Here is a 22,773-nt window from a genome sequence, read left to right as displayed (position 1 = left end):
GCGGCTCAGGTCTCCTGCCAGATCCGGATCCGGGCTTTGAACGCGGCGCGGATATGCGCCCGGGCTGCGGCTTCGGCGCCGTCCCCGTCATGGGCCCGGATCGCCGCCACGATGGCGGCGTGCTCGGCGAGGGACTCCGCGGCGCGGTCGGGGGCCGCCAGGGTGGTGGCGCCCGGGAGCAGCACCAGCGACAGGCGCATCGTCTCCAGCGTGCTCTGCAGGAAGCGGTTGCGCGCCGCGCCGTGGATCTGCCGGTGGAACAGGCGGTTGGTCCGCGCGAGCGCCGGCGCGTCGCCGATCAGCGACCGATCCCGGGCGACCATCTCCTCCAGGATCTCGGTCTCGACCGCGCTGGCGTGGATCGCGGCGAGGCGGGCCGCCGTCCCCTCAAGCACCTCGCGCAGGTCGTAGAGCTCGCTGACCTGCCCGTAATCGAGCTGCGCCACGCTGGCGCCCCGGTGCGGCTCGTGGGCGACGAGGCCCTGTGCCTCCAGCCGACCCAAGGCCTCCCGCACCGGCGTGCGGCTGATCTGGAACCGCTCGGCGAGCTCGGCCTCCCGCAGGCGGCTGCCGGGCGCGAGTTCACCCTCCTCGATCGCCCGCAACAGGCGCTCGTAGGCGCCGGCGCCGCTGGAGCGTTCCGCTTCACTGGCTTTCATCCAGGTCTCCTCGCCTGGCCCTTAGCGTCAAACCGCACGCTGCGGAACGCTTGCCGCAGATTGCATGCAGGCGTATACAATTCAGCGACGAAACGTGAGGGGGGAGGAGACGGCGATGCAGCGTCCGGGTGATGGGCCGTGGGATGTCGTGGTGGTCGGGTCCGGCAACGCCGCCATGAGCGCAGGCCTGGCCGCCCTGGAGCGCGGCGCCTCGGTGCTGATGATCGAGAAGGCCGAGCGGGATCTGGCCGGCGGCAACACCGCCTACACGGCCGGCGCCATGCGGTTCGTCTACGAGGGCAACGACGACCTGATCCCGCTGTTGGCCGATCCGCAGGATCCGCGCCTGCCCCGGACCGATTTCGGCGCCTATACGGCCCAGAAGTTCGAGGACGACCTGCTCGGCTTCAACGACGGCCGGCCGCTCTCCCGCGAGCAGCGCATCCTGATCGATGAGAGCGGCGCGGCCCTGCGCTGGCTCGCGACCCAGGGGGTGAAGTTCGAGCCGATCTATTCCCGCCAGTCCTTCGAGAAGGACGGGCGCTTCGTCTTCTGGGGCGGCCTGACGCTCGCCACCCACGACGAGGGGTTCGGCCTCGCCCAGGCGGAACTCGAGGCCTTCACCGAGGCCGGCGGGGAGATCCGCTACGGCTGCCCGGCCACCGGGCTGGTCGTCGCGGACGGGCGCGTGGTCGGCGTGGAGACGCCGCAGGGGACGTTCCGGGCGAAGGCCGTGGTCCTGGCCTGTGGCGGCTTCGAGTCGAACGCCGCGTTGCGGACGCGCTTCATCGGCGCAGGCTGGGACAAGGCCCGGGTCCGCGGCACGCCGCATAACCAGGGCGACGGGCTGGAGATGGCGCTGGCGCTCGGCGCGAAGGCGCACGGCTTCTACGGCGGCTGCCACGCGACCCCGATGGACCTTCACACCCCCGATTACGGCAATCTCGACCTGCCCCACGGCGAGCGCAAGCACTACCGGAAGATCTGCTACTTTCTGGGCCTGATGCTGAACGCGAACGGCGAGCGGTTCGTCGACGAGGGCAAGAATTTTCGCAATTACACCTATGCCCAGTTCGGCCGCTCGATCATGGAACAGCCCGGTCACGTCGCCTGGCAGATCTTCGACGCCAAGGTCGATCACCTGCTCTACAGCGAGTATCGGTTCCACGACGCGCATTTCGTCGAGGCCGACACCCTGGACGGGCTCCTCGACCGGCTCGACGGCATCGATCGGGACGCGGCCCAGCGCACCATTGCGGAATTCAACGCTGCCGTTGACGAGACCGTGCCGTTCGACCCGACCGTGAAGGACGGGCGCGGCACCCAGGGGCTCGCCCTGCCCAAGTCGAACTGGGCGCAGGCGATCGCCACCGGGCCGTTCAAGGCCTACCCGGTCACCGGCGGGATCACGTTCACCTACGGCGGCGTCGAAGTCGGCGACGACGGCGCGGTCAAGCGGGAGGACGGCAGTGCCATCGCCGGGCTCTACGCCTGCGGCGAGATGGTCGGGGGCGTGTTCTTCAACGGCTATCCGGGCGGCTCGGGCCTGACCTCCGGCGTGGTGTTCGGCCGGCGCGCGGGCTACGGCGCCGCCGCGGCGCGGGGGGCATAGGCTCCCCTCTCGAGCCGCGGCTCAGGACGACACCGCCGGTGAGGGTCGGGACATCCGGGCCCCGCCCCGATTGCTCGATCCTTACGCGTCGAGCCGTCGTTGCGGGCGGTGGCTGGCGTGCCGGAGCCCATCCGCAGGTCTTGCGAAGCCTCGCGCCCGCAAGCCTTGGATCCTCACCAACCCCTGTCCCGGCCGCGCGCACCGGCGTAGAAGCGTCCATGCCCGCCCGACAGGCCGTCTTCACCATCACCCGCGGCGTCCCGTTCCTGCCGACACTTGCCGAGGCGCTGATCTCCGGCCGGCTCGTCGGACCGGTGGCGGACGACCCGCTGGCGCTCGCCGCCGTCACCATCTACCTGCCGACCCGCCGCGCCGCCCGGGCGCTCGCGGCGATCCTGGCCGAGAGGCTCGGCCGGGACGCGCCCGGACGGGCCACCCTGCTGCCCCGGATGATCCCCCTCGGTGAGGCCGACGAGGCGGAACTCGACCTCGCCGCCGAGCCGCTGCTGGAGGCGAATGCCGACCCGCTGGGCGCGCCCATGCCCCCCCTGGAACGCCGGCTGATCCTCGCCCGCCTCGTCCAGGCCTGGGCCAGGACCGTAGACCGCACCCTGCTGCCGCTGGACGCCGAGGTGCCGTTCCTGGTCCCGTCCTCCCCCGCCGACGCGGTCGGACTCGCGGGCGACCTCGAACGGCTGATGGACGCGCTGACCGTCGAGGGCCTGCCCTGGTCGGAGATCGGCGCCGCCGTGGAGGCGGAGTATTCCCGCTATTTCGGCCTGACCCTGGACTTCGTGAAGATCGCCGCCGAGAACTGGCCGAAACTCCTCGCCGAACGCGGGCTGGCCGACCCCGTCGCTCGCGCCCGCGGCCTCGTGCAGGCCGAGGAACGGCGCCTGTCGCGCGGCGCCATCCCGGACCCCGTGATCGTCGCCGGTTCCCTCGGCTCCGTCCCCGCCACCGCCCGGCTCATCGCCGCCGTGGCGCGCCTGGCCCGGGGCGCCGTGGTGCTGCCGGGGCTGGACCTCGACCTCGACGCGGCGGGTTGGGACGGCATCGACACCGGCGAGGGCTTTTCGCGGGTGATCGCGCATGGCCAACCGCAGGCGGTGCTGCACCGGCTCCTCGGGCCGGAGAACCTGAATCTCGGCCGCGCGGAGATCGCCGCCCTGGGCGAGCCCGATGCCGGACAGGTGGCCCGGGCGGCGCTGCTCTCGCAGGCACTCCGCCCGGCCGACACCACCGACGCCTGGGCCGCCCTCGACCCGGCCGAGCGCGACGGATTCGCCCGGCGCGGTCTCGACGGGCTGGCGCTGGCGGAGGCCGCCGACGAGCGGGAGGAGGCCCTGGTGGCCGCTCTGGCCCTGCGCGAGGCGCTGAAGACCCCCGGCGCCACCACGGCCCTGGTCACGCCAGACCGGGGGCTCGCCGGCCGGGTCGCGGTGGAGCTGCTGCGCTGGGGCATCGTCGCCGAGGATTCGGCCGGGGTGGCCCTGGCCGGAAGCCCCGCGGGCCGGCTCGCCCGGCTCGCCGCGGAGCTGGCCGCCGACCTCGCCCGCGATCAGGCCGATGCGATCCCGGCCCGGCTGATCGCCCTGCTCTCGCACCCGATGGTCCATCTCGGGCTGCCGCGCGCCGACGTGGTCCGGGGCGCCGCAGCGCTGGAGATCGGGCTGCTGCGCGGTCCCGTCCCGGCTCCGGGTTTTCTCGGCTTGCGCAACGCCCTCGCGGCCGAGCGCGCCGGCCCGCCCGAACACCGGCCCCGGGCCAAGCGGCGCTTGGCGGACATCGATTGGGATTTGGCCGCGGACCTGCTCGCCCGGCTGGATCTGGTCTTCCGGGATTTCCCGGGGGCGGACGGGGCCGGGGATTGCGACCTCGTCGCCACGGCCACGCGCCACCGGGAGGCCTGCGACCAGCTGATCGCCGGGCCGGAGGACGCCCCCGCGGAGGAGACGGACGGCTCCCTGTCCTGCCTCGACGCGCTGTTCGACGACCTGGAGATGGCCGAGCCCGGCCTGATGCCCGGGCGGTTCGACGATTACGCGACCTTCTTCACGGCGTTTACCCGGGAGCGCGTGGTCGCCTGTACCGGCGCGCCGCCGCATCCGCGGCTGCGGATCCTCGGCCTTCTGGAGTCGCGGCTGCTCTCGGTGGACCGGATGGTGCTCGGCGGTCTCGACGAGGGCGTCTGGCCGGTGCGGACGCTGACCGATTCCTTCCTCAACCGGCCGATGCGCGAGCGGGTCGGCCTCAACCCGCCCGAGCGGCGCATCGGCCAGATGGCGCACGATTTCGTGCAGGCCCTGGGCTGCCGGGACGTGCTGATCACCCGGGCGCTCAAGCGCGATGGTGCGCCGACCGTGCCGTCGCGGCTGATCCAGCGCCTGCGCGCACTCTCGGGGGATGCCCGCTGGGATGCGGTCGTGGAGGCGGGGCGCCGTTTCACCGGCCTCGCCGCCCGGCTCGACGCCGCCCCGCCGGAACCGCGGCTGAAACGCCCCGCGCCGAAACCGGACCCAACCCTGTTCCCGCGCTCGCTCAGGGTCACCGAGATCGAGACGCTGGTGCGCGATCCCTACAGCATCTTTGCCCGCCACGTGCTCGGGCTCGATCCCCTCGATCCGCTGGCGGCGGCCCCGGGGGTCGCCACCCGGGGCTCCCTGGTCCACGACGTGTTCGCGGCCTTCGCCGAGCGCCATCCGCGGGCGCTGCCCCCGGATGCGGCGGAGCGGCTGCTCAACTTCGCGGTGAACGCCTTCGCCGACATTGAGGCGGAGTATCCGAACCTCTACGCCGAATGGTGGCCACGCTACGAGCGCATGGCCGCCGCCTATCTTGACTGGGAGGCGCAGCGCCGTCCCGGCCTGACCCGGGTCCATCCGGAGGTCTCCGGACGCTGGGTGATCCCGATGGGGCCTGAGAGCTTCACCCTGCGCGCCCGGGCCGACCGGATCGAGCTGCGCCCGGACGGGTCCGCCTGCATCGTCGACTACAAGACCGGCGCGCCGCCGTCGGCGAAGACGATCTTCTCCGGGTTCTCGCCCCAGCTCACCCTGGAGGCGGCCATGCTGATGCACGGCGCCTTCAAGGATTTGCCGACGGTGCGGACGACGCCGGACCTGCTCTACGTCCACGCCTCGGGCGGCCGGAAGCCGTTCGTGCCGATCCCGGTGAAGGCGCCCCGGGGCGAGGAGCGTGACGTCGCGGCGATCGTCGCCGAGCACGCCGCAAGGCTCCGGGGTCTGGTCGCCCGGTTCATGACCGGCGAGGCGGCCTACACGGCCCGACCCTACCCGCAATTCGCAAGCCGGTACGGGGCGTATGACCACCTCGCCCGGGTGCTGGAATGGTCGCTCGGGGGCGAGGAGGGCGGGGAAGGCTGACGGGTTCGTCGTGCCTGCGCAACCGCCTGTGACTCGCGCTAAGGTCGCTCCTGAGAGCGGCTGGCGAAGGCTCGGCAGCCGCGTTCCATATCGGGAGGGCCGAATGGCCGGCACGGAACCTCTGGCTGATCCCGCCGCCAGGGCACGATCGTCGGGTTCGGGCAGCGCACCGCAGGGTGGGTTCGCCGCGCTCGTTCCGGAACTGGGGGTGACGGATCTGGATGCCAGCCTTCGCTTCTGGTGCGGATTGCTCGGCTTCGGGATCGCCTACGACCGTCCGGCCGCGCGCTTCGCCTACCTGACGCGTGGTTCGGCGCAGATCATGCTGTACCAGCGCAACGGGTCCTGGGAGACGGGCGCCCTGCACCGCCCGTTCGGTCGGGGGATCAACCTCCAGACCAATGTCGAGCCGCTGGATCCGGTCCTGGCCACGCTCGACGCGGCGGGCTGGCCGATCTTCGAGGGGCCCAGCGAGGCGTGGTACCGTGTCGGGGATGCCGAGCATGGCCAGCGGGAATGCCTCGTGCAGGATCCCGACGGGTACCTCGTCCGCCTCGTGGAGAGCCTGGGGGTCCGGGCACCCGCGGGTAGCTGAGTTCGGCGAGCGTCAGTCGGACCTCACGAAGTCATGCTTCGCGCTTGAGATCAACGTCCGGTCGACACCTTGGCAGTCCAGAACGACCACCCGCCCTCCCTACCCCGCAAAGGGGGGGGGAGACGCGTCTGGTGCCGTCCGTTGCCCGCATACGGCAGCGTTGTCGAACAGCGCAGCCTGCATGCGGAGGGAGGATGCGGGAACCTCGGAGTTCGATGGGTGAATGCGTCGCCGCCGCGTGACAGGCGGCGGGCCGATACTTCCTAGAAAAACGCCTGGAGCCCCGTCTGCGCCCGGCCCAGGATCAGGGCGTGGACGTCGTGCGTCCCCTCGTAGGTGTTGACCGTCTCGAGGTTCTGGGCATGGCGCATCACGTGGTACTCGCCCATGATGCCGTTGCCGCCGTGCATGTCCCGGGCGGTGCGGGCGATGTCGAGCGCCTTGCCGCAATTGTTGCGCTTGATCAGCGAGATCATCTCGGGCGCCATCCGGCCCTCATCCATCAGCCGCCCGACCCGGAGCGACGCCTGGAGGCCGAGCGCGATCTCAGTCTGCATGTCGGCGAGCTTTTTCTGCACCAATTGCGTCTGGGCGAGGGGCCGGCCGAACTGCTTGCGCTCCAGGGTGTAGCTGCGCGCCCGGTGCCAGCAATCCTCCGCCGCGCCCATGGCGCCCCAGGAGATGCCGTAGCGCGCCCGGTTGAGGCAGCCGAACGGTCCCTTCAGCCCGGAGACGTTCGGCAGCAGCGCGTCCTCGCCGACCTCGACCCCCTCCATGACGATCTCGCCGGTGGTGGAGGCGCGCAGGGACAGCTTGCCCTTGAGCGTCGGCGCCGAGAGACCCGTCATGCCCTTCTCGAGGACGAAGCCGCGGATCGCGCCCTCGTGCGCGTCGGACTTCGCCCAGACCACGAACACGTCGGCGAAGGGGGCGTTCGAGATCCACATCTTGGCGCCCGAGATCCGGTAGCCGCCGTCGATCTTCTCCGCACGGGTCTTCATACCGGCCGGGTCCGAGCCGGCATCGGGCTCGGTCAGGCCGAAGCAGCCGATCCATTCCCCCGAGGCGAGCCTCGGCAGGAATTTCTTCCGCTGCTCCTCCGAGCCGTAGGCGTGGATCGGATACATCACGAGCGAGGATTGCACGCTCATCATCGAGCGGTAGCCGGAATCCACCGCCTCCACCGCCCGGGCCACGAGGCCGTAGGCCACGTAGGAGGCGCCCGCGCAGCCGTATTCCTCGGGGAGGGTCACGCCGAGAAGGCCGAGCGCGCCCATCTTCCGGAACAGCTCGGGGTCGGTCTTCTCGGTGGCGTAGGCCTCGACGATCCCCGGCAGCAGCTGCTCCTGCGCGAAGCTCTGGGCGACGTCGCGGATCGCCCGCTCGTCCTCGGTGAGCTGATCCTCCAGCAGGAACGGATCCTCCCAGACGAAGCGCGCGGAGGCCGGGGCCGACGGGGAGGCGCTGCCCGGGGGGCGCATCGGAGCGTTCATGGGGTTCCTCGCAAGGTGTGCGTCCGGCCTCGCGGGCCCGCGCTTGGGCCTACCCTAGACCCGTCCGGCGCGCCGTCCAACGCACCCGGTGACGCCCGAGCCCCGCCGTCACGCCCGGCCGAGCACCGTGAGCCACGCCAGCGTGGTGAGCGGCGCAAGCAGGGTCGAGACCAGCACGGAGGCCGCGACCATCCCGGTCTCGGTCCGGTAGCGCGCGGCCAGCAGGTAGGCGTTGATCCCCACCGGCATGGCGGCGAACAGCGTGGCGACCCCCGCATAGGCGGCGGGCATCGAGAACACGTGGAAGGCGAGGACCCACACGGCGAGCGGGTGCAGGAGGTTCTTCAGGGCGGCGATCACCAGCGCGCCCTTGAGGTCGAACAACACCCGGTAGCGCTTTAGCCCGGCGCCGAGCGCCACCAGGGCGCAGGTCGAGGCGGTCCCGGCGAAGGCGTCGATGAGGGACTGGACGATCCCGGCCGGCGCGACGCCGAAGCCCTTCATGGCCATGCCAATCAGGAGCGCCACGAAGATCGGGTTCTTGAGCAGCACCAGGGCGAGGCCGCGGATCCGCGCCAGCACGGGCAGGCCCGAATCGGATTCGATCAGGAAGGTGGCGCTGCCCATCATCAGCGGCAGGTGCACGGCCAGCAGCATGAACAGCGGAAAGGCGCCCTCCTCGCCATAGGCTTGGAGGATCATCGGCACGCCGACGAACACGGTGTTCGACTGGCTCGCCGCGAAGCCGTGCAGGATCGCCCCCCGCCGCTCGATCCCCGCGCGCCGCCGGGCGATCAGCGTGCCGACGTACCAGGACAGGCCGGCGCCGCCGAAATACGAGACCCAGTAGGACCAGGCCACGGTGCCGCTCATGCCGGGCTTCGTCAGCGTGGCGATGATCAGCGCCGGCACGGCGACCGCGAAGACATATTCCGACAGGCCGTCGCTGACCTTCTCGGACAGGAGCCCCGCGAGCGCTGCCGCCCAGCCGATCAGGACGATCCCGAAGATCGGGGCGATAATGGCGAGGGCGTTCACGGGTCCGGGCGGTGTGCGGGAGGGCGGAATGTCCGCCCATAGCATGCCGCCGCGGCCGCTTGCGCCGGCGTCCGAAGAATAGGTCGCCGGCTCCCGCCGCGGGAAAAACCGCTCTCCGCCCTCGGCCTACTTGTTCTCCAGCACCTGCATCGGGTCCGTGCGCTGGCTCGCCGGCGGCTCTTTGGTGAGGTTGGCACCGTTCTCCCGCTGGACCTTCACGTCGCGCGGCGAACCCGGCCCGCCCACGGCAGTGCCCCCGTCGCTGCTCTGCGTCGGAACGGTGCCGGAGGCGAGTTCCAGGCACGTCACCATCTCGACGTAGGACGGGTAGCCGCCGGCCTTGAACTGGTCCTCGCATTGCCGTTTGGCCGCCGGGCTGTAGCTGCCCCAATGATTCTCGGCCTCCTTCCTGGCCTCCCGCTCGGACCGCAGGCAGCCGTCATAATTGGCCTTGTCGCTGATCGACGTGTTGGTGACCTGCGCGGACCGGCAGGTCTGCTCGACATCGAGGTTCGGCACCGCGTCGGCGCGGGCGGGGCTGGCGAGGGCGCCGAGCAGGATCGCGGCGGCGACTGTGGGGAGACGTTTCATGGCGTTCAGAGCTCACGCTTGAGTGGTGCCCGCAACAGGCTTCGCCGTCAAAACGCGCCAGCGTCGGTTTCGGCACCGTTTCAGAACCGTGACGAATCGCGAGTTGCCAACGGAGGCGGGGCTGGCCCTGGAGCGGTGGACGGGGCCATGGAGCCGCACCCTGTGGGATCCTCGTGGCGGCCGCCACCGAGGCGATGGCGACCTCCGTGCAGGCGATCGTGGAGCAGTCGACCCGCCGGCGCGGATCGGCGACCCGCGCGGTCGAGTGGGCGACGCGCACCGACGCTTAGGGTACACCGCCCGGCCTCCGCGGACGACCGGGACGCCGTTCCGGCATTCCAAGAGCCTGACGTCGGAGGTCGGCCCGTTCCGAGTCCGCGTCCAAGCAGTCTGACTGCGCGGGTAACGTCTTGCTCGAGCCGGAGACAGGGATCCCGGCCGCTCCGCTGCTGCAGCCGGGATTGGTTCGGCGTCGCTCAGGCTTCCGCGTGCGCGTCGCGCAGCGCCCGGTCGAGGTCGCCGTACAGGTCGTTTGTATCCTCGATGCCGGTGGACAGGCGCAGCAGGTCCGGCGGGCAGGCGCTGCCCGGGCCCTCCACCGAGGCGCGGTGCTCGATCAGGCTCTCGACGCCGCCGAGCGAGGTCGCCCGCTTCCACAGCCGCACCCGCGCGGCGGTGGCGATGGCCCCGGCCTCGCCACCCGCGACCCGGATCGACAGCATGTAGCCGAATCCGTCCCGCATCTGCCGGCGGGCGACCGCGTACCCGGGATCGTCCGGCAGGCCCGGATACAGGACCCGCCTCACCAGCGGGTGCCCGCTGAGGCGTTGGGCGAGCCGCAGGGCGGCCTCCGCCTGCGCCGCCGCCCGCAGGTGCAGCGTCCGCAGCGAACGCATGAGCAGATAGGCCTCGAACGGTCCGAGGATGCCGCCGCTGCCGGCGCGGATGCCGCGGATCCGCTCCCAGAACGCGTCCGCGGCGGCGCCGGCCAGCACGCCCGCGACCACATCGGAATGGCCGTTGAGGATCTTGGTCGCCGAATGCATCACGATGTCGGCCCCGAGGTCGAGGGGGCGGGTATGCACCGGCGAGGCGGCGGTGGAGTCGACCGCGAGCCGGGCCCCGGCGGCGTGGGCGATCTCCGCGGCGGCGGCGATGTCGGTGACCGTCCAAAGCGGGTTGCCGGGCGTCTCGATCCAGACGAGCTTGGTCCGGCCGGGCTGGATCGCAGCGCGCAGGGCGTCTAAGTCGTCGGTCTCCACGAACGACAGCGTCAACCCGCGCCGGGGCGCCTCCTCGCGCAGCCAGCGCTTCAGCGCCCAATACATGACGGTTCCGGCGACGACGTGGTCGCCGGGTTCCAGCGCGCCGAACGCGGCGGTGGCGGCCGCCATGCCGGACCCGAACAGCAGGGCGCCGGCCCGGGCATTCTCCAGCATCGCCAGGACCGCTTCGGTCTCGCGCACCGTGGCGTTGTCGGGTCGGGCGTAACTGTAGCCCGAGCTGTAGCCGTTGTCGGGGTCGCGGACGAAGGTGGTGGAGAGGTGGAGCGGCCTCACCACCGCCCGGGTCTGAGGCTCGATCCAGCCCATCGCCTGCGCGGCGAGGCTCCGGGGCGCCAAATCAGACATTCCGTCGCGCCGGGTATCCGATAAAGCCTGCGGCGCGTTAGGCTGTGACATCTGGCGATTCCCGGCGGATGGAGACGGGCGCGTGCCACGGCGCAGGGGGCTCGGCAACCCGTGCCACCGGAGACGGACGACATGACCGCCGCCACACACGTCGCCGAAGGCTCCGCCCTTCCGCGCTGGCTCCGGCTCGCCGCCGCGATCCTGCCGGTGGCGGCCACCGCAATGGTCGGGTCGATGGCGACCCAGGCGGAGATCCCGGGCTGGTATGCAAACCTGAACAAGCCGGTCTTCAACCCGCCCGACTGGGTCTTTCCGGTCGCCTGGACGCTCCTCTACACGATGATCAGCGTCGCGCTGTGGCGGCTGCTCGGCGCGCAGCCGCGCACCGGACCGGGCCGCGAGGGCTGGTGGCTCGCGCTCGCCGCCTTCCTCGTCCAGATCGGGTTGAACGCCGCCTGGACACCGGTCTTCTTCACCGCCCACGCCATCGGGGCCGGCCTGATCGTGGTGGCGATGCTGCTGGTGATGGTGCTGTGGACCATCCGGCTGACGTGGCGGTTCGATCGGCTCGCGGGCTGGCTGCTGGTGCCCTACGCGGCCTGGGTCGCCTTCGCGACGTTGCTCAACGCCGCCATTCTGCGGTTGAACTGAGCGGGCGCCGGGGGCGGACTAAGATCCATCGGACCACGATCTCCCGTCGTTGCCGACATCCTTCGCGCCTCGCTGGCACGGCCACGTCAGGATCAGGGGGGATATCCGCCTCGAACCCCGCTCATCCGAGTTGCTACGCCCGGGCCGGCCTTCAGCGTGGACCCACGGACAACGCAGCGACGGCGCCGACGATCACCATCGCCTGGAAACCCATCGCGGCGACGACGAGCCATTTCAGGATCGCGTATTGCAGATCGGCAATCGCGATCCTGAGATCCGCCTGCGACGCCATTCCCGCCAAAATCGCCTCGCGCGCGTCACGCAGCGCGCCGGTCACGGCGTCGGCCTCCACGTCCGAGAACCCGGCCGCCTGCAGCGTGCGCGCGATCGCCAATGTGTCGAGTGCGGCGAGACTCATGGGCGCGAAGCTCGCACGCGCCGCCCTGCCTGGCAGGTCCTCAGACCCGCGAAGCCGCAGTCAGGTCAATGTTCGTCACCCGCGGATTCCTCGCCCGCGGGTTTCCCGTCTCCGCGGGCGCGGTGGAGCAGGAAGATCGCGAAGACCATCGTGACGATCAGTCCGGCGAGCACGCCGAGTTCGATCATCGAGGCCTGGAACAGCGCCTGCTTCTCCGGCGACCAATCCTTGGCGTGGGTGATCTCCGAGGATTGGAGCGTGATCACCAGGACCCGCCGAATCGAGGCGATGAGCCCGACAATCAGGAACGGCTCGCAGGTCAGCGTCCCCGACCGCATCGAGACCCGTACGGTGTGCAGGATCTCGATCAGCATCAGCAGGAACAGCAGCCGGTCGATCACCTCCAGGATCTGCTCGGCGCCCCCGAGGGCCCGCAGGGCCTGCCAAGTCAGTCCGGCAGCGTCGATCAGCGCCACGAGAGCGGTCACGGCGAGCAGGAGCCCGAGCGCCGCGTAAATGGCGTGCTCCGTGTGCAGGAAGATCGCGCTGGCAATCCGCGTCAGCTGGCCCTGCTTCATCGACCGATCCGGCATTGGGTCCCCCGAAACCATCACCCGAACAGAGTTATGCCGCACCGTCCGGCCGCCGATGTCGGCGGCGCGCGCGCCCGGTCAGTGGAAGAACGGCAGCGCGTGCGGGGCGAGATAGCCGAAGCCGAGCAGAGCCGCCCCGGCAAGCCCCAGGAAACCGCCGGCGAAGACCAGGACGGCGATGCCGGTGATCACCTCGGCCGAGGCCAGCACGATGCCGATCTGGAAGGCCGCCGAGGCCAGTTCGTAATGATGGTAGCGCAGCAGCGACAGGTCGCGCCGCTCCTCGGAGGCCCGGGCCTTCGCGGTCAGCTCCCTGCGGCCCTCGCCGGTGGCGGGCTCGGATTCCCACCGCGCCAGGGTCTTGGCCCATTCGGCGCGCTTGGCCGCGATGGCGTCCTGGTTCGGCCCCGGGGGCACCAGGGCCAGGGCCTCGTCGGCGGTCTTGAGCACCGTCGCGCGGATCGTGCGGGCCTGGAAATAAGCCCATTGATTGGCGGCCTCGACGTTGGAACCGATGGATTCCGTCTGGGCGGCCTTGCCGAGCGTCTCGCTGAAGGCGAGGAACAACGCCAGGATCGAGATCAGCAGCGCGACGCGCTTGTTCGAGCCTTCGATCGCCCCGTGACCACCCGACATTGTTTCGCGAGTCCCCGTTGATTCGTCGGCGGGAGTCACAGCCCATCGCGGCCGCGTGCGCAATGCGCGGCGGCGGCCTATTCCGCCGCGATCCGAGGCGGCAGCGCCCGGCCGTCATTGGCCGGGTGGCGCGCCTCGCCGTAGCCCGGCGCGTCCTCCGGCTCGTCCCGCATGCCCACGAAGCGGCCGAACATCCGCTTGAGCAGGTGCGAGAGGTCGTCCATCAGCACGAAGATCGCCGGCACGAAGACCAGCGACAGCACCGTCGACACGATCAGGCCGCCGATCACCGCCACCGCCATGGGGGAGCGGAACTCGCCGCCGATGCCCAGCGCCATCGCGGAGGGCACCATGCCGGCCGCCATGGCGATGGTGGTCATCACGATCGGCCGCGCGCGCTTGCGGCCGGCATCGACGATGGCGGTGTTGCGGTCGACGCCCGCGCGAATCTGCTCGACGGCGAAGTCGACCAGCATGATCGCGTTCTTGGTCACGACGCCCATCAGCATCAGGATGCCGATCACCACCGGCATCGAGATCGGCATGTGGCAGATCAACAGCGCCAGGATCGCGCCGCCGATGGAGAGCGGCAGCGAGAACAGGATGGTCATCGGCTGGAGGAAGTTGCCGAACAGCAGGATCAGCACGCCGAACACCATCATCAGGCCGGCGCCCATGGCGAGCGCGAAACCCTCGAACACCTCACCCATCACCTCGGCGTCGCCGGTCTGGCTGATCGTGACCCCGGGCGGCAGATTTTTGGCGGTGGGCAGGTTCATGACCTGGGTGATTAGCTCCGCCAGCGCGTCCGTGCCCTGCATGTCGCCCTCCAGGGCGACGCGCACCGCGCGGTCGTAGCGGTCGATGCCCGTGGGGCCCTGGCCGAGGCTGATATCGGCCACGGTGGCGAGCGGGACCGCGGCCCCGCCCTTGACCGGCACCTTCAGGGTTTCGAGTTCGGAGAGCCGGCCGCGCAGGCTCTCGGGTAACTGAACCCGGATCGGCACCTGCCGATCGGTGGCGTTGAACTTGGCGAGGTTCATGCCGATGTCGCCGATCGTGCCGACCCGCACGGTCTCCGCGATGGTGTCGGTGCTGACGCCGAGATCGGCCGCCACCCCGGGCTTCGGCCGGATCCGGACCTCGGTCCGGTCCAGGGGCGCCGTCGACATGACGTTGACGAGGAAGGGAACCCGCTGGGCCTCGCGCTGGAGCTTGGCGGCGACCTCCGCCACCACCGCCTTGTCGGGTCCCGCGATGATCAGCGCGAGGTCCCGCTGCCCATTCTCGCGCAGGGCCCAGAAGCGCAGATCCGGCTCCTCGCGCAGGATCGCCGCGACCTCGGCATCGACCTGCTTCTGCGTCCGGTGGCGGGTGTTCTTCGGGGTGAGATTGATGGTGAGGCTCGCCAGCCGCACCTCCTTCTTGGCGGGCAGCTGGCGGCCCCCGTCCACGAACACGCTCTTCACTTCAGGAAGTGCGCGGATCTTCGCCTCGATCCGGTCGGTGACTTGGACCGTGTCCGCGAGCCGGGCGCCCGGCGGCAATTCGAGGACGAACAGCGTCCGCGCCTGATCCTCCGCCGGCAGGAAGCCCGCGGGCAGCAGGCCCGTGGAGGCGATCGAGGCGGCGAAGCACGCGATGCCCAGGACCAGCGTGATGAACTTGTGCCGGACCGACCAGGCCACGAGGCGGGTGTAGCCGCGCATCACGACGCCGTCCCGCGTGTGGTCCGGCCCGTGGTCGCGCAGGAAATAGGCGGCGAGCAGCGGCGTGATCAGGCGCGCGACGAGCAGCGACATGAACACCGCCGCCGCGATGGTCAGGCCGAACTGCTTGAAATACTGGCCGGCGATGCCGCCCATGAACGACACGGGCGAGAAGATCGCCATGATCGTCGCCGTGATGGCGATGACCGCGAGCCCGATCTCGTCCGCCGCCTCCAGAGCGGCCCGGTATGGTGTTTTCCCCATCCGCATGTGCCGGACGATGTTCTCGATCTCCACGATCGCGTCGTCCACCAGGATGCCCGTGACCAGGGTGATCGCCAGCAGGCTCACGGCATTGAGCGAGAAGCCGAGCGCGCTCATCACCCAGAAGGTCGGCAGCACCGAGAGCGGCAGCGCCACCGCGGCGATCAGCGTCGCCCGCCAGTCCCGCAGGAACAGCAGCACCACGACGACCGCGAGGGCGGCGCCCTCGATCAGCCCCATCATGGCCGAGTGGTAATTGCCGATCGTATTGTCGACGCTGGTGTCGATCAGGTCGAAGCGCACATCGGGATTGGCCGCGTGAAGCGCTGCGATTTTCTTGGCCACCCCGACCGAGACGTCGGCGTCGCTGGCGCCGCTCGCCCGGGAGATCGCGAAGGCCACCACCGGCTCGCCGTTGAAGCGCGCGAAGGTGCGCGGCTCCTCGGCGGTGTCCGAGAGGGTCGCCAGCTCGTCGAGGCGGACCTTGCGGTTGCCCGGGACGACGATGGAGGTCTTGGCCAGCGTGTCGAGGCTCGCCGAGGCGGCAAGCGCCCGGATCGACTGTTCCTGGCCGCCGATCTCCGCCCGGCCGCCGGCCATGTCGGCGGAGGTCAAGCGCAACTGCCGGTTCACGTCGGCGGCGGTGATGCCGAGCGCCAGCAGCCGGTCGGGCTTCAGGGTGACGCGGATCTCCCGGGCGACGCCGCCCAGCCGCTCGACGCCGCCCACGCCCTTCACGCTCTGGAGGCTGCGGGCGACCACGTCGTCCACGAACCACGACAGGTCCTCGGGCGTCATGGCCGGCGCAGAGGCGCCGTAGACCATGATCGGCAGCCCGGCGATCTCGACCCGGGACACGATCGGCTCGTCGATGGTGCGCGGCAGGTTCTGGCGGATCTTGGCGATGGCGTCCTTGACGTCGTTGGTCGCCCGGTCCTGGTTCACCTCCAGGCGGAACTCGATCGTCGTCGTCGAGATGCCCTCGGTGATCGTCGACAGGATGTGCTTGACGCCCTTCACCCCGGCGACCGAATCCTCGACCCATTTGGTGACCTGGGTCTGCAGCTCGGCCGGCGCGGCGCCCGATTGGGTGATCGTCACCGAGACGATCGGGATGTCGATGTTCGGGAACCGGGTGATTGGCAGCGTGCGGAAGCTGACGAGACCGAGGATCATCAGGACCAGGAACAGCACCACCGAAGGGAGCGGCTTCCGGATCGCCCAGGCGGAGATGTTGAGGCGCATGGCTGATCCTACCGCGGGGCCGCGTCGGCCATGGGGGCAGCCATGGGGGCGGCCATCGGTGTGCTGACAGGAGCGGCCACGGCCCGCACCCGGTCGCCGTCGCGCAGGAAGCTGCCGGCGCGGGCCACGATGCTCTCGCCGGCGGCGACCCCGGAACGGATCTCCGTGAAGCCCTCGGCGGAGAGGCCCGTCGCGACGGTCCGGGCCTCGACGCGGCCATCCTTCACCACGAGCACGCTGGCTTGGCCGTCGGCAGCGTAGAGCAGGCTGGAGACCGGCACCGCGACGCCCGTGCGGCGCGCCACCTCCACGTTGCCGCGGGCGAAGGCGCCGATCCGCAGGGCCGGATCCTCGGCGAGCCGGATACGGATCTTGCCGAGGCGTGTCGCCCGTTCGACCTCCGGATAGACCCGGCGCACCGCGCCCGTGAGGTGCCGGCCGTCATCGAGATCGAGGCTCGCCGGGTTGCCCACCTGGATGCGCGCCAGCGAGGTCTCCGGCACCTCGCCCTCCAGCTCGATCTCGCCTCGGGCGATCAGCCGGAACAGCGGCTCGCCCACAGCCGTGGCGGTGGCGCCGACCCGGGCGGTGCGGCGGTTGACGATGCCGGCCTCCGGGGCGCGGATGTCGGTGCGCGCCCGCCGCAGGGCGATCTCGGATCCCGCCGCCCGGGCGGTGGCGAGGTCGGCCTGCGCGGATTGCAGGCCGCCCTGGGCGGCGGCGAGCCGGCCCTCGGCCCCCTGGGCCGCCGAGACGCGCTGCTCCAGCACGGCCGCGGTGGAGTTGCCGGTCTTGGCCAGCGCCTGCGCGCGTTCGAGCGCCTGCTTGGCCTCGACATTGGCGGCCTCCGCCTGGACGATCTGACTCTGGGCCTGGACGATGGCCGCCTGAGCCCGGGCGATCGCCGCCGTATTCGACGCCTCCTGGGTGACGATCATCTCCTGGGAGAGGCGTGCGAGCACCTGTCCCTTGGCGACGCGATCCCCCTCCTCGACGAGGAGATCGGTGATGCGCAGGCCCTCGACCTCGGGGGAGACGAGGATCTCGTCCCGGGGGACCAGCGTGCCGGTGACGACCGCCCGCTCGACGATCTCGCGGCTCTCCGCCGGGACGACGGTGACGGCGGGCGCGATGGCGGCGGCGTCAGGGACGGCGGCGCTCTCGACCGCCCGGGCCTGCGCCGTAGCCAGGATCGCGAGCCCGCACAGGAGAGAGAGGCGAGACACGCGCCAACACACAGAGTTCACGACGGGGCCTCGCAGTCGGCGCTCGAGTCTTCACGCAGCTTCCTCGCTGGGTAGCTCGGCGTTTTCATGGCGTATTGTCGTCACCAAGACCGAATGTAGCGCCGGACGAGGAGCCCGTCGCCGGACCACACGCCGCATGTCGTCATGTGCAGGCGCGTGCCGCTTTTCGATCGTTTTCCTGCAACCCGCCGGGGACCGCGACGTTGTTCCCACACTGGACTTGTTGCGACCGGGAAAAGGTTCGATGAGCATCTTTCAGATCAAGCAGACGACCAGCGGCGCCGTGCTCTGGACCGGTGCGGCCGACGACGAGCAGACGGCGCTCGACGCCATGGCGCGCGAGGCGGGCTATCGGGACTTCAAGGCCATTCCGGACACGATCCGCGCCAATGGTATCGAGGCGGCCAGGCTCGACCTGATCTCCTGACGGGCTGCCGGACTTTTCGGGGGGCCAGACAAAGGTCCCATGAAACCTTTGCCGCTCGGCGGCATCGTTAAAACGTCGCGGCAATGCGCTGTGACCCCGGGGGTGCTTCGCCGAGGCCGTCCACGCCCTGGAGAGGGCGCAGGCCTCGCGGGGCCCCCCACTTTTCGTCAGGCCGGTATGAGGCTTCGCGCGGCCGTGGGCCTGCCTCCAAACAGGCTGAGCGTCGCGACGATGCCGCAGGCGGCCGCTGCCATCAGCCAGTAGCTCGGTGCCGCGCGGTCGCCGGTCTTCTCGATCAGATAGGTCGAGACCATCGGGGTGGCCGTGCCGAACAGGGCGGTGGCGAGGCTGTAGGCCAAAGAGAAGCCGCTCGCCCGAACGTGGGCCGGCACGACCTCCGACAGCGAGACCACCATCGCGCCGTTGTAGACCCCGAAGAAGAACGAGAACCACAATTCGACCGCGAGCATCTTGGCGAAAGTCGGATCAGCGACGAGCCAGTGCAGGGCCGGGTAGGTCGTCAGCAGCGACAGGATTGAGATCGTCAGCAGCACCGGCTTGCGGCCGACCGAGTCCGAGATCGCCCCGCCCACCGGCAGCCAGACGAAGTTGGTGATGGCCACGCACACCGTCACCAGCAGGCTGTCGGTCTCGGTGAGCTTGAGGACGGTCTTGCCGAATGTCGGGGTGTAGACGGTGATCATGTAGAAGGTCACCGTGGTCATCGTCGTCAGCATCATGCCGAGCAGGACGATCCGCCAGTTGGCGGCGACGGTCGTGAGGATCTCGCGCGTCCCGGGGTGATGGGTCCGCTTGGCGAAGGCCGCCGTCTCCTGGAGCGAGCGCCGGATGAAGAAGATGAACGGCACGATCAGGCAGCCGATCAGGAACGGGATCCGCCAGCCGAAATCGCCGACCTGCTGCTTGGTCAGGAAGGCGTTGAGCCCGTAGCCGATCAGGGCGGCGAACAGGATCGCCACCTGCTGGCTCGCCGACTGGAACGACGTGTAGAAGCCGCGCCGCTGCGGCGTGGCGATCTCGAAGAGGTAGATCGAGACGCCGCCGATCTCGACGCCCGCCGAGAACCCCTGCAGCAGGCGCCCGGCGAGCACGATCAGCGGAGCCGCGAGGCCGATCGTGGCGTAGCTCGGGCAGAAGGCGATGAGCACGGTGCCGCTCGCCATGATCGCCAGGGTGACGATCAGGCCCTTCCGGCGCCCGATCCGGTCGATATAGGCGCCGAGCACGATCGCCCCGAGGGGGCGCATCAGAGCGCCGAGCCAGAACGTGCCGAAGGTCAGCAGCAGCTCGGTGGTCTCGTTGCCCGAGGGGAAGAACGCCTTCGCGATGGCGGTGGCGTAGAACCCGAACAGGAAGAAGTCGAACATCTCCAGGAAATTGCCGCTCGTGGCGCGGAGGATCGCTCCGATCCTGGATTTGAGGGTCGCCTCGACGGCACCCGGATCACCGGACATGATTCCACGCTCCCTGGGGGCCGCTCAGGCCCCGATCCATTGCATGGCGATGATCGTGCCGGTCACGGTCAGCGCGCCGCCGATGCGGGTGGCGATCTGCGCGAAGGGCATCAGCGCCATGCGGTTGGCCGCCGTGAGGATCGCCACGTCGCCGGTGCCGCCCTGACCGCTGTGGCAGGCGTTCACGATGGCGGTCTCGATCGGGTACATGCCGAGCCAGCGTCCGACGAAGAAGCCCGTCACCATCAGCGTCGCCACCGTCGACACGATGGTGATCAGGTTCACCAGGGTGAAGGCGGCCATCAGTTCGTTCCAGGGGGTGAGCGCGACGCCGATGGCGAAGAGCAGCGGGTAGGTCATCGAGACCTGGACGAACTTGTAGACCACGAAGCCGCCGGCCTGGAGATGGGGCGACACGGCGCTGGCGAGCTTGGCGAAGACCGCCAGGAACAGCATCGCCACGGGCGCCGGGAGCCCGACCAGGTGGTGGGCCATCACGCCGAGCAGGTAGAGGGTGATGGCGGTGAGCCCCGCGGCGGCGATCGTGGCGGGATCGATCTGTCCGCGCGCCGCCTCTGACTTGGCCTGCGCGTCGCTCGACTTCATCGTGTCCGAATCGGGCTGGAGGCGCCCCTCGCCGGTGAGGCGGGGATAGCGCTTGCCGACGGAATTGAGGGTGCCGGCGAAGATGATGGCCGTGAGCGAGCCCAGCATCACCGGCGGCAGGACCTGGGCGAAGATCACGCCCTGCTGCTGGCCGAGGATTGCCGCGTAGCCGATGGAGAGCGGGATCGCCCCCTCGCCGACACCGCCGGCCATGATCGGCACCACGATGAAGAAAAAGGTCTTGTAGGGACCGAGACCGAGCAGCGTTCCGACCAGCGTGCCCACGAGGGCCGCGGCCACGGACCCCGCGGCGAGCGGCGCGAAGATCTTGAGGAAGCCCTTGATCAGGACCTCGCGGTCCATCCCCAGGATCGAGCCGACGATGATCGTGGCGATGTAGATGTAGAGGAAGTTGGTGAACTTGGTGAAATCGGTGATCGCCTTCACCATCTGCGCCGGCACCAGCGCGTAGTAGACGAGGGCCGAGGGGATGAAGGTCGCGAAGATCGCCCCGGCGCCGATGCTCCGCAGGATCGGGATGCGCTTGCCGATCTCCGCGCAGGTGAAGCCACCCATCACCAGCACGGCGATCATGGTCGGCCCGTCTGGCTTGATCTCGCCCTCCTGGACCAGGATCGCGAGCAGGATTGCCAGCACGAGGTAGATCGGCAGCGGGATGATGCCGATCTTGAGATCGACGAGGCGCCACCAGCGCTCCGGCCAGGACCCGGCGGCCCGGCCCTCTCCGAGCCGGTCGTCCACCGGCGCGGGAACCGGGCTCGTGGTGGCGGTGCTGGTCATGGCATCCCCCCTGGATCACGCACCACGCACGGGCCGCTTCGGGCTTCGCCGCGCCTCGCGGACACGGTCCGTCAAGGTCCGCACGGTCTGCGGAGATACAGTGACGTTCGGCGTATCAGCGCCGGCCAGGGGCGGCAACGCGATGCGGGGAACAAAGGGCGCAACCTGTACCGCGGACGGGGTTGAGGCGCCCGTCGGCGGAGGCATCGGGCGTCGCGGGTTCAAGTCCGGTGGCGCATCCTTTGATGGTGCGTCATTTATTTCCGATAGCCGGCGATCAGCTGGCGGACATGGTCTTGTCGCCTTTCGTCGTCGGCGGCGGGACGGACGCTGGCACAGTCGATCGGGCGCTGCGCCCGAAAAAGAGACCCGGCACGGAGCCGGGCCTCGCAAGTTGTCTCGCACGGGGCCGGCGCCGGGACCGAAATCCCGGCGCCGACACTCGCATCAGAAGTCGCGCTGGACGCGGAGGCGCACCGAGGACACCGAGTCCTGCGTGGCGGTGCGGACCGCGAAGGTACCGGCGTTGATGCCGGCGATGTTGCTGTAGGCCGCCGGGCTCTTGTCGAGGTCGATCGCCCGGCCGCTCTTCAAGCCGATCTGGGTGTAGTAGCCCTCGACGCCGATATCGAGGTCCTTGACCGGCGACCAGATCAGGCTCGCGCCGGCCACGAACTGGTAGGTGTCGCGCAGCGCCTGGCTCAGCTGGTAGAACCGGGTGCCCGGGACGCCGACGGCGTTGGAGCCAAAGCTGTTGGCGCCGTTCGGGTTCGTCAGACCGAAGATCGCGCCCTGAGCGAGGCGCGCGCCGGCGGAGAAGCTCTGCTCGCCATAGGAGCCGAACACGGCCGAGCGCCATTCCGGCGTCCAGTAGTGCAGGTACGAGGCGACCGCGGTGAAGCTGGTCGAGGTCTGCAGCTGGCCCGTGAACGGGTTGATCGTCGCATCGGAGAAGTACTGGGCGAACTTCTGGCCCTGGATGGTCGTGGTGCTCTGGGTGTAGGACCCCGTGAACGCGGAGTAGCCGGTGTAGAGCTGCGCACCTTCGCCGTAGGCGCCCTGCAGGTACAGGGCGTCGCCCGGCGCGATGAACGGGGCGTTGACCTTCAGGCCGCCCTGCACTGCCCAGCCCAGCACGCTGTTGGTATGCGGGAGGCCGGTGACGACGCCGCCGCTGCCGACGGCGGTCGCAGTCGACAGGTTGCCGATGTTCAGCTCGTGGGTGGCGGCGGAGAGCTGAGCCGAGCCCCAGGCCTGGTCGAGGCGCAGGACGCCGACGAAGTCGGGCAGACGCGAGCGCTCGATGCTGTCGACGTAGCTGTAGCGGGTCGGGACGCCGCCGGTATAGCCGACGAAGACCGGCGTCGGCTGGTTGGTCACGCCGAAGTTCGACACGCCCCCCGAATTCACGGTGGCGGAGATATTCTGGGGCGAGAAGATCGGGGTCCGGCGGAAGACCGGATCTTCGATCGAGAGCGTCGCCGACAGGCCGTTGCCGACCGTCGCCGTGTAGGCGAGCAGGTTGGTGGAGGAATTGTCCGAACCGGCGGTGGCGCCGGCGAACTCGAAGTCGTGGGCGTAGAAGTCGAAGAACGACGACGCGCGACCGGCGGTGAGCCCGGCGAACTGGATGAACGCCTTGTCGACGTTCATGAACTGCTGGTCGCGGCCGAAGCTGTCGGTGCCGATGCCCGGG

At 70.1% G+C, this 22,773-nt stretch carries 18 protein-coding genes; 5 read left to right on the top strand and 13 right to left on the bottom strand.

Features of this window, described 5'->3' with window-relative positions; all coding sequences use genetic code 11:
- Positions 1 to 5: 5 nt before the first annotated feature.
- On the bottom strand, positions 6 to 659 hold the full coding sequence (locus MKK69_RS06470) for a GntR family transcriptional regulator (RefSeq protein ID WP_243966931.1): 654 nt from the start codon (positions 657 to 659) through the stop codon (positions 6 to 8).
- Between the two features lie 115 nt (positions 660 to 774).
- On the opposite strand from MKK69_RS06470, the gene tcuA reads away from it, so the two are divergent.
- The 3 genes from tcuA to MKK69_RS06455 all read left to right on the top strand — a co-directional run bounded on the left by tcuA (position 775) and on the right by MKK69_RS06455 (position 6,252).
- The gene (tcuA, locus tag MKK69_RS06465; RefSeq protein WP_243966930.1) at positions 775 to 2,271 is read left to right on the top strand and encodes an FAD-dependent tricarballylate dehydrogenase TcuA; all 1,497 of its coding nucleotides are present in this window, start codon (positions 775 to 777) and stop codon (positions 2,269 to 2,271) included.
- A 218-nt stretch (positions 2,272 to 2,489) separates the two neighbouring features.
- Positions 2,490 to 5,657 (top strand): double-strand break repair protein AddB, encoded by a 3,168-nt coding sequence (gene addB / locus MKK69_RS06460; protein WP_243966929.1) that lies wholly within the window; start codon positions 2,490 to 2,492, stop codon positions 5,655 to 5,657.
- Between the two features lie 208 nt (positions 5,658 to 5,865).
- Positions 5,866 to 6,252, top strand: coding sequence for a VOC family protein (locus MKK69_RS06455; protein ID WP_313900834.1), 387 nt, complete (start codon positions 5,866 to 5,868; stop codon positions 6,250 to 6,252).
- 263 nt (positions 6,253 to 6,515) lie between these two features.
- Here the strand turns inward: MKK69_RS06455 and MKK69_RS06450 are convergent, their stop codons facing one another.
- From MKK69_RS06450 to MKK69_RS06435, 4 genes are all read right to left on the bottom strand, one after another.
- A complete protein-coding gene (locus MKK69_RS06450; protein ID WP_243966926.1) occupies positions 6,516 to 7,745 on the bottom strand; it encodes an acyl-CoA dehydrogenase in 1,230 nt (409 codons plus the stop codon).
- A 108-nt stretch (positions 7,746 to 7,853) separates the two neighbouring features.
- Positions 7,854 to 8,783, bottom strand: coding sequence for an AEC family transporter (locus tag MKK69_RS06445; RefSeq protein ID WP_243966924.1), 930 nt, complete (start codon positions 8,781 to 8,783; stop codon positions 7,854 to 7,856).
- Positions 8,784 to 8,909: 126 nt separating this feature from the next.
- Positions 8,910 to 9,374 carry a hypothetical protein gene (locus MKK69_RS06440; protein WP_243966922.1) on the bottom strand — a complete coding sequence of 155 codons (465 nt, stop codon included), beginning with the start codon at positions 9,372 to 9,374 and terminating at the stop codon, positions 8,910 to 8,912.
- 476 nt (positions 9,375 to 9,850) lie between these two features.
- Positions 9,851 to 11,056 carry a trans-sulfuration enzyme family protein gene (locus tag MKK69_RS06435; protein ID WP_243966920.1) on the bottom strand — a complete coding sequence of 402 codons (1,206 nt, stop codon included), beginning with the start codon at positions 11,054 to 11,056 and terminating at the stop codon, positions 9,851 to 9,853.
- An 81-nt stretch (positions 11,057 to 11,137) separates the two neighbouring features.
- On the opposite strand from MKK69_RS06435, the gene MKK69_RS06430 reads away from it, so the two are divergent.
- Positions 11,138 to 11,656 (top strand): TspO/MBR family protein, encoded by a 519-nt coding sequence (locus MKK69_RS06430; protein WP_243966918.1) that lies wholly within the window; start codon positions 11,138 to 11,140, stop codon positions 11,654 to 11,656.
- A 151-nt stretch (positions 11,657 to 11,807) separates the two neighbouring features.
- On the opposite strand, the gene MKK69_RS06425 is transcribed toward MKK69_RS06430, so the two are convergent.
- The 5 genes from MKK69_RS06425 to MKK69_RS06405 form a co-directional block, all read right to left on the bottom strand.
- On the bottom strand, positions 11,808 to 12,074 hold the full coding sequence (locus tag MKK69_RS06425) for a CCDC90 family protein (protein ID WP_243966916.1): 267 nt from the start codon (positions 12,072 to 12,074) through the stop codon (positions 11,808 to 11,810).
- Positions 12,075 to 12,139: 65 nt separating this feature from the next.
- Positions 12,140 to 12,652: a phosphate-starvation-inducible PsiE family protein gene (locus MKK69_RS06420; RefSeq protein WP_409564782.1), complete on the bottom strand. Its 513-nt coding sequence runs from the start codon at positions 12,650 to 12,652 to the stop codon at positions 12,140 to 12,142.
- 93 nt (positions 12,653 to 12,745) lie between these two features.
- Positions 12,746 to 13,303: a DUF4337 domain-containing protein gene (locus MKK69_RS06415; RefSeq protein WP_243966912.1), complete on the bottom strand. Its 558-nt coding sequence runs from the start codon at positions 13,301 to 13,303 to the stop codon at positions 12,746 to 12,748.
- A 77-nt stretch (positions 13,304 to 13,380) separates the two neighbouring features.
- On the bottom strand, positions 13,381 to 16,521 hold the full coding sequence (locus tag MKK69_RS06410; protein ID WP_243966911.1) for an efflux RND transporter permease subunit: 3,141 nt from the start codon (positions 16,519 to 16,521) through the stop codon (positions 13,381 to 13,383).
- An 8-nt stretch (positions 16,522 to 16,529) separates the two neighbouring features.
- Complete coding sequence (locus MKK69_RS06405; protein ID WP_243966910.1) at positions 16,530 to 17,747, bottom strand: efflux RND transporter periplasmic adaptor subunit; 1,218 nt, start codon at positions 17,745 to 17,747, stop codon at positions 16,530 to 16,532.
- A 265-nt stretch (positions 17,748 to 18,012) separates the two neighbouring features.
- On the opposite strand from MKK69_RS06405, the gene MKK69_RS06400 reads away from it, so the two are divergent.
- A complete protein-coding gene (locus tag MKK69_RS06400; RefSeq protein WP_243966909.1) occupies positions 18,013 to 18,195 on the top strand; it encodes a hypothetical protein in 183 nt (60 codons plus the stop codon).
- Positions 18,196 to 18,362: 167 nt separating this feature from the next.
- Here the strand turns inward: MKK69_RS06400 and MKK69_RS06395 are convergent, their stop codons facing one another.
- From MKK69_RS06395 to MKK69_RS06385, 3 genes are all read right to left on the bottom strand, one after another.
- Complete coding sequence (locus MKK69_RS06395) at positions 18,363 to 19,670, bottom strand: MFS transporter (RefSeq protein ID WP_243966908.1); 1,308 nt, start codon at positions 19,668 to 19,670, stop codon at positions 18,363 to 18,365.
- A gap of 24 nt (positions 19,671 to 19,694) precedes the next feature.
- Positions 19,695 to 21,077, bottom strand: a complete 1,383-nt coding sequence (locus MKK69_RS06390; protein WP_243966907.1) for a 2-hydroxycarboxylate transporter family protein — start codon at positions 21,075 to 21,077, stop codon at positions 19,695 to 19,697.
- Positions 21,078 to 21,524: 447 nt separating this feature from the next.
- Positions 21,525 to 22,773: porin (locus MKK69_RS06385; protein ID WP_243966906.1), on the bottom strand; the 1,249-nt coding region annotated here is incomplete at its 5' end.

Source organism: Methylobacterium sp. J-026, from assembly GCF_022829585.1.
In the GTDB taxonomy this organism is placed as follows: Bacteria; Pseudomonadota; Alphaproteobacteria; order Rhizobiales; family Beijerinckiaceae; genus Methylobacterium.
This window is presented reverse-complemented; position numbering and strand designations above follow the sequence as displayed.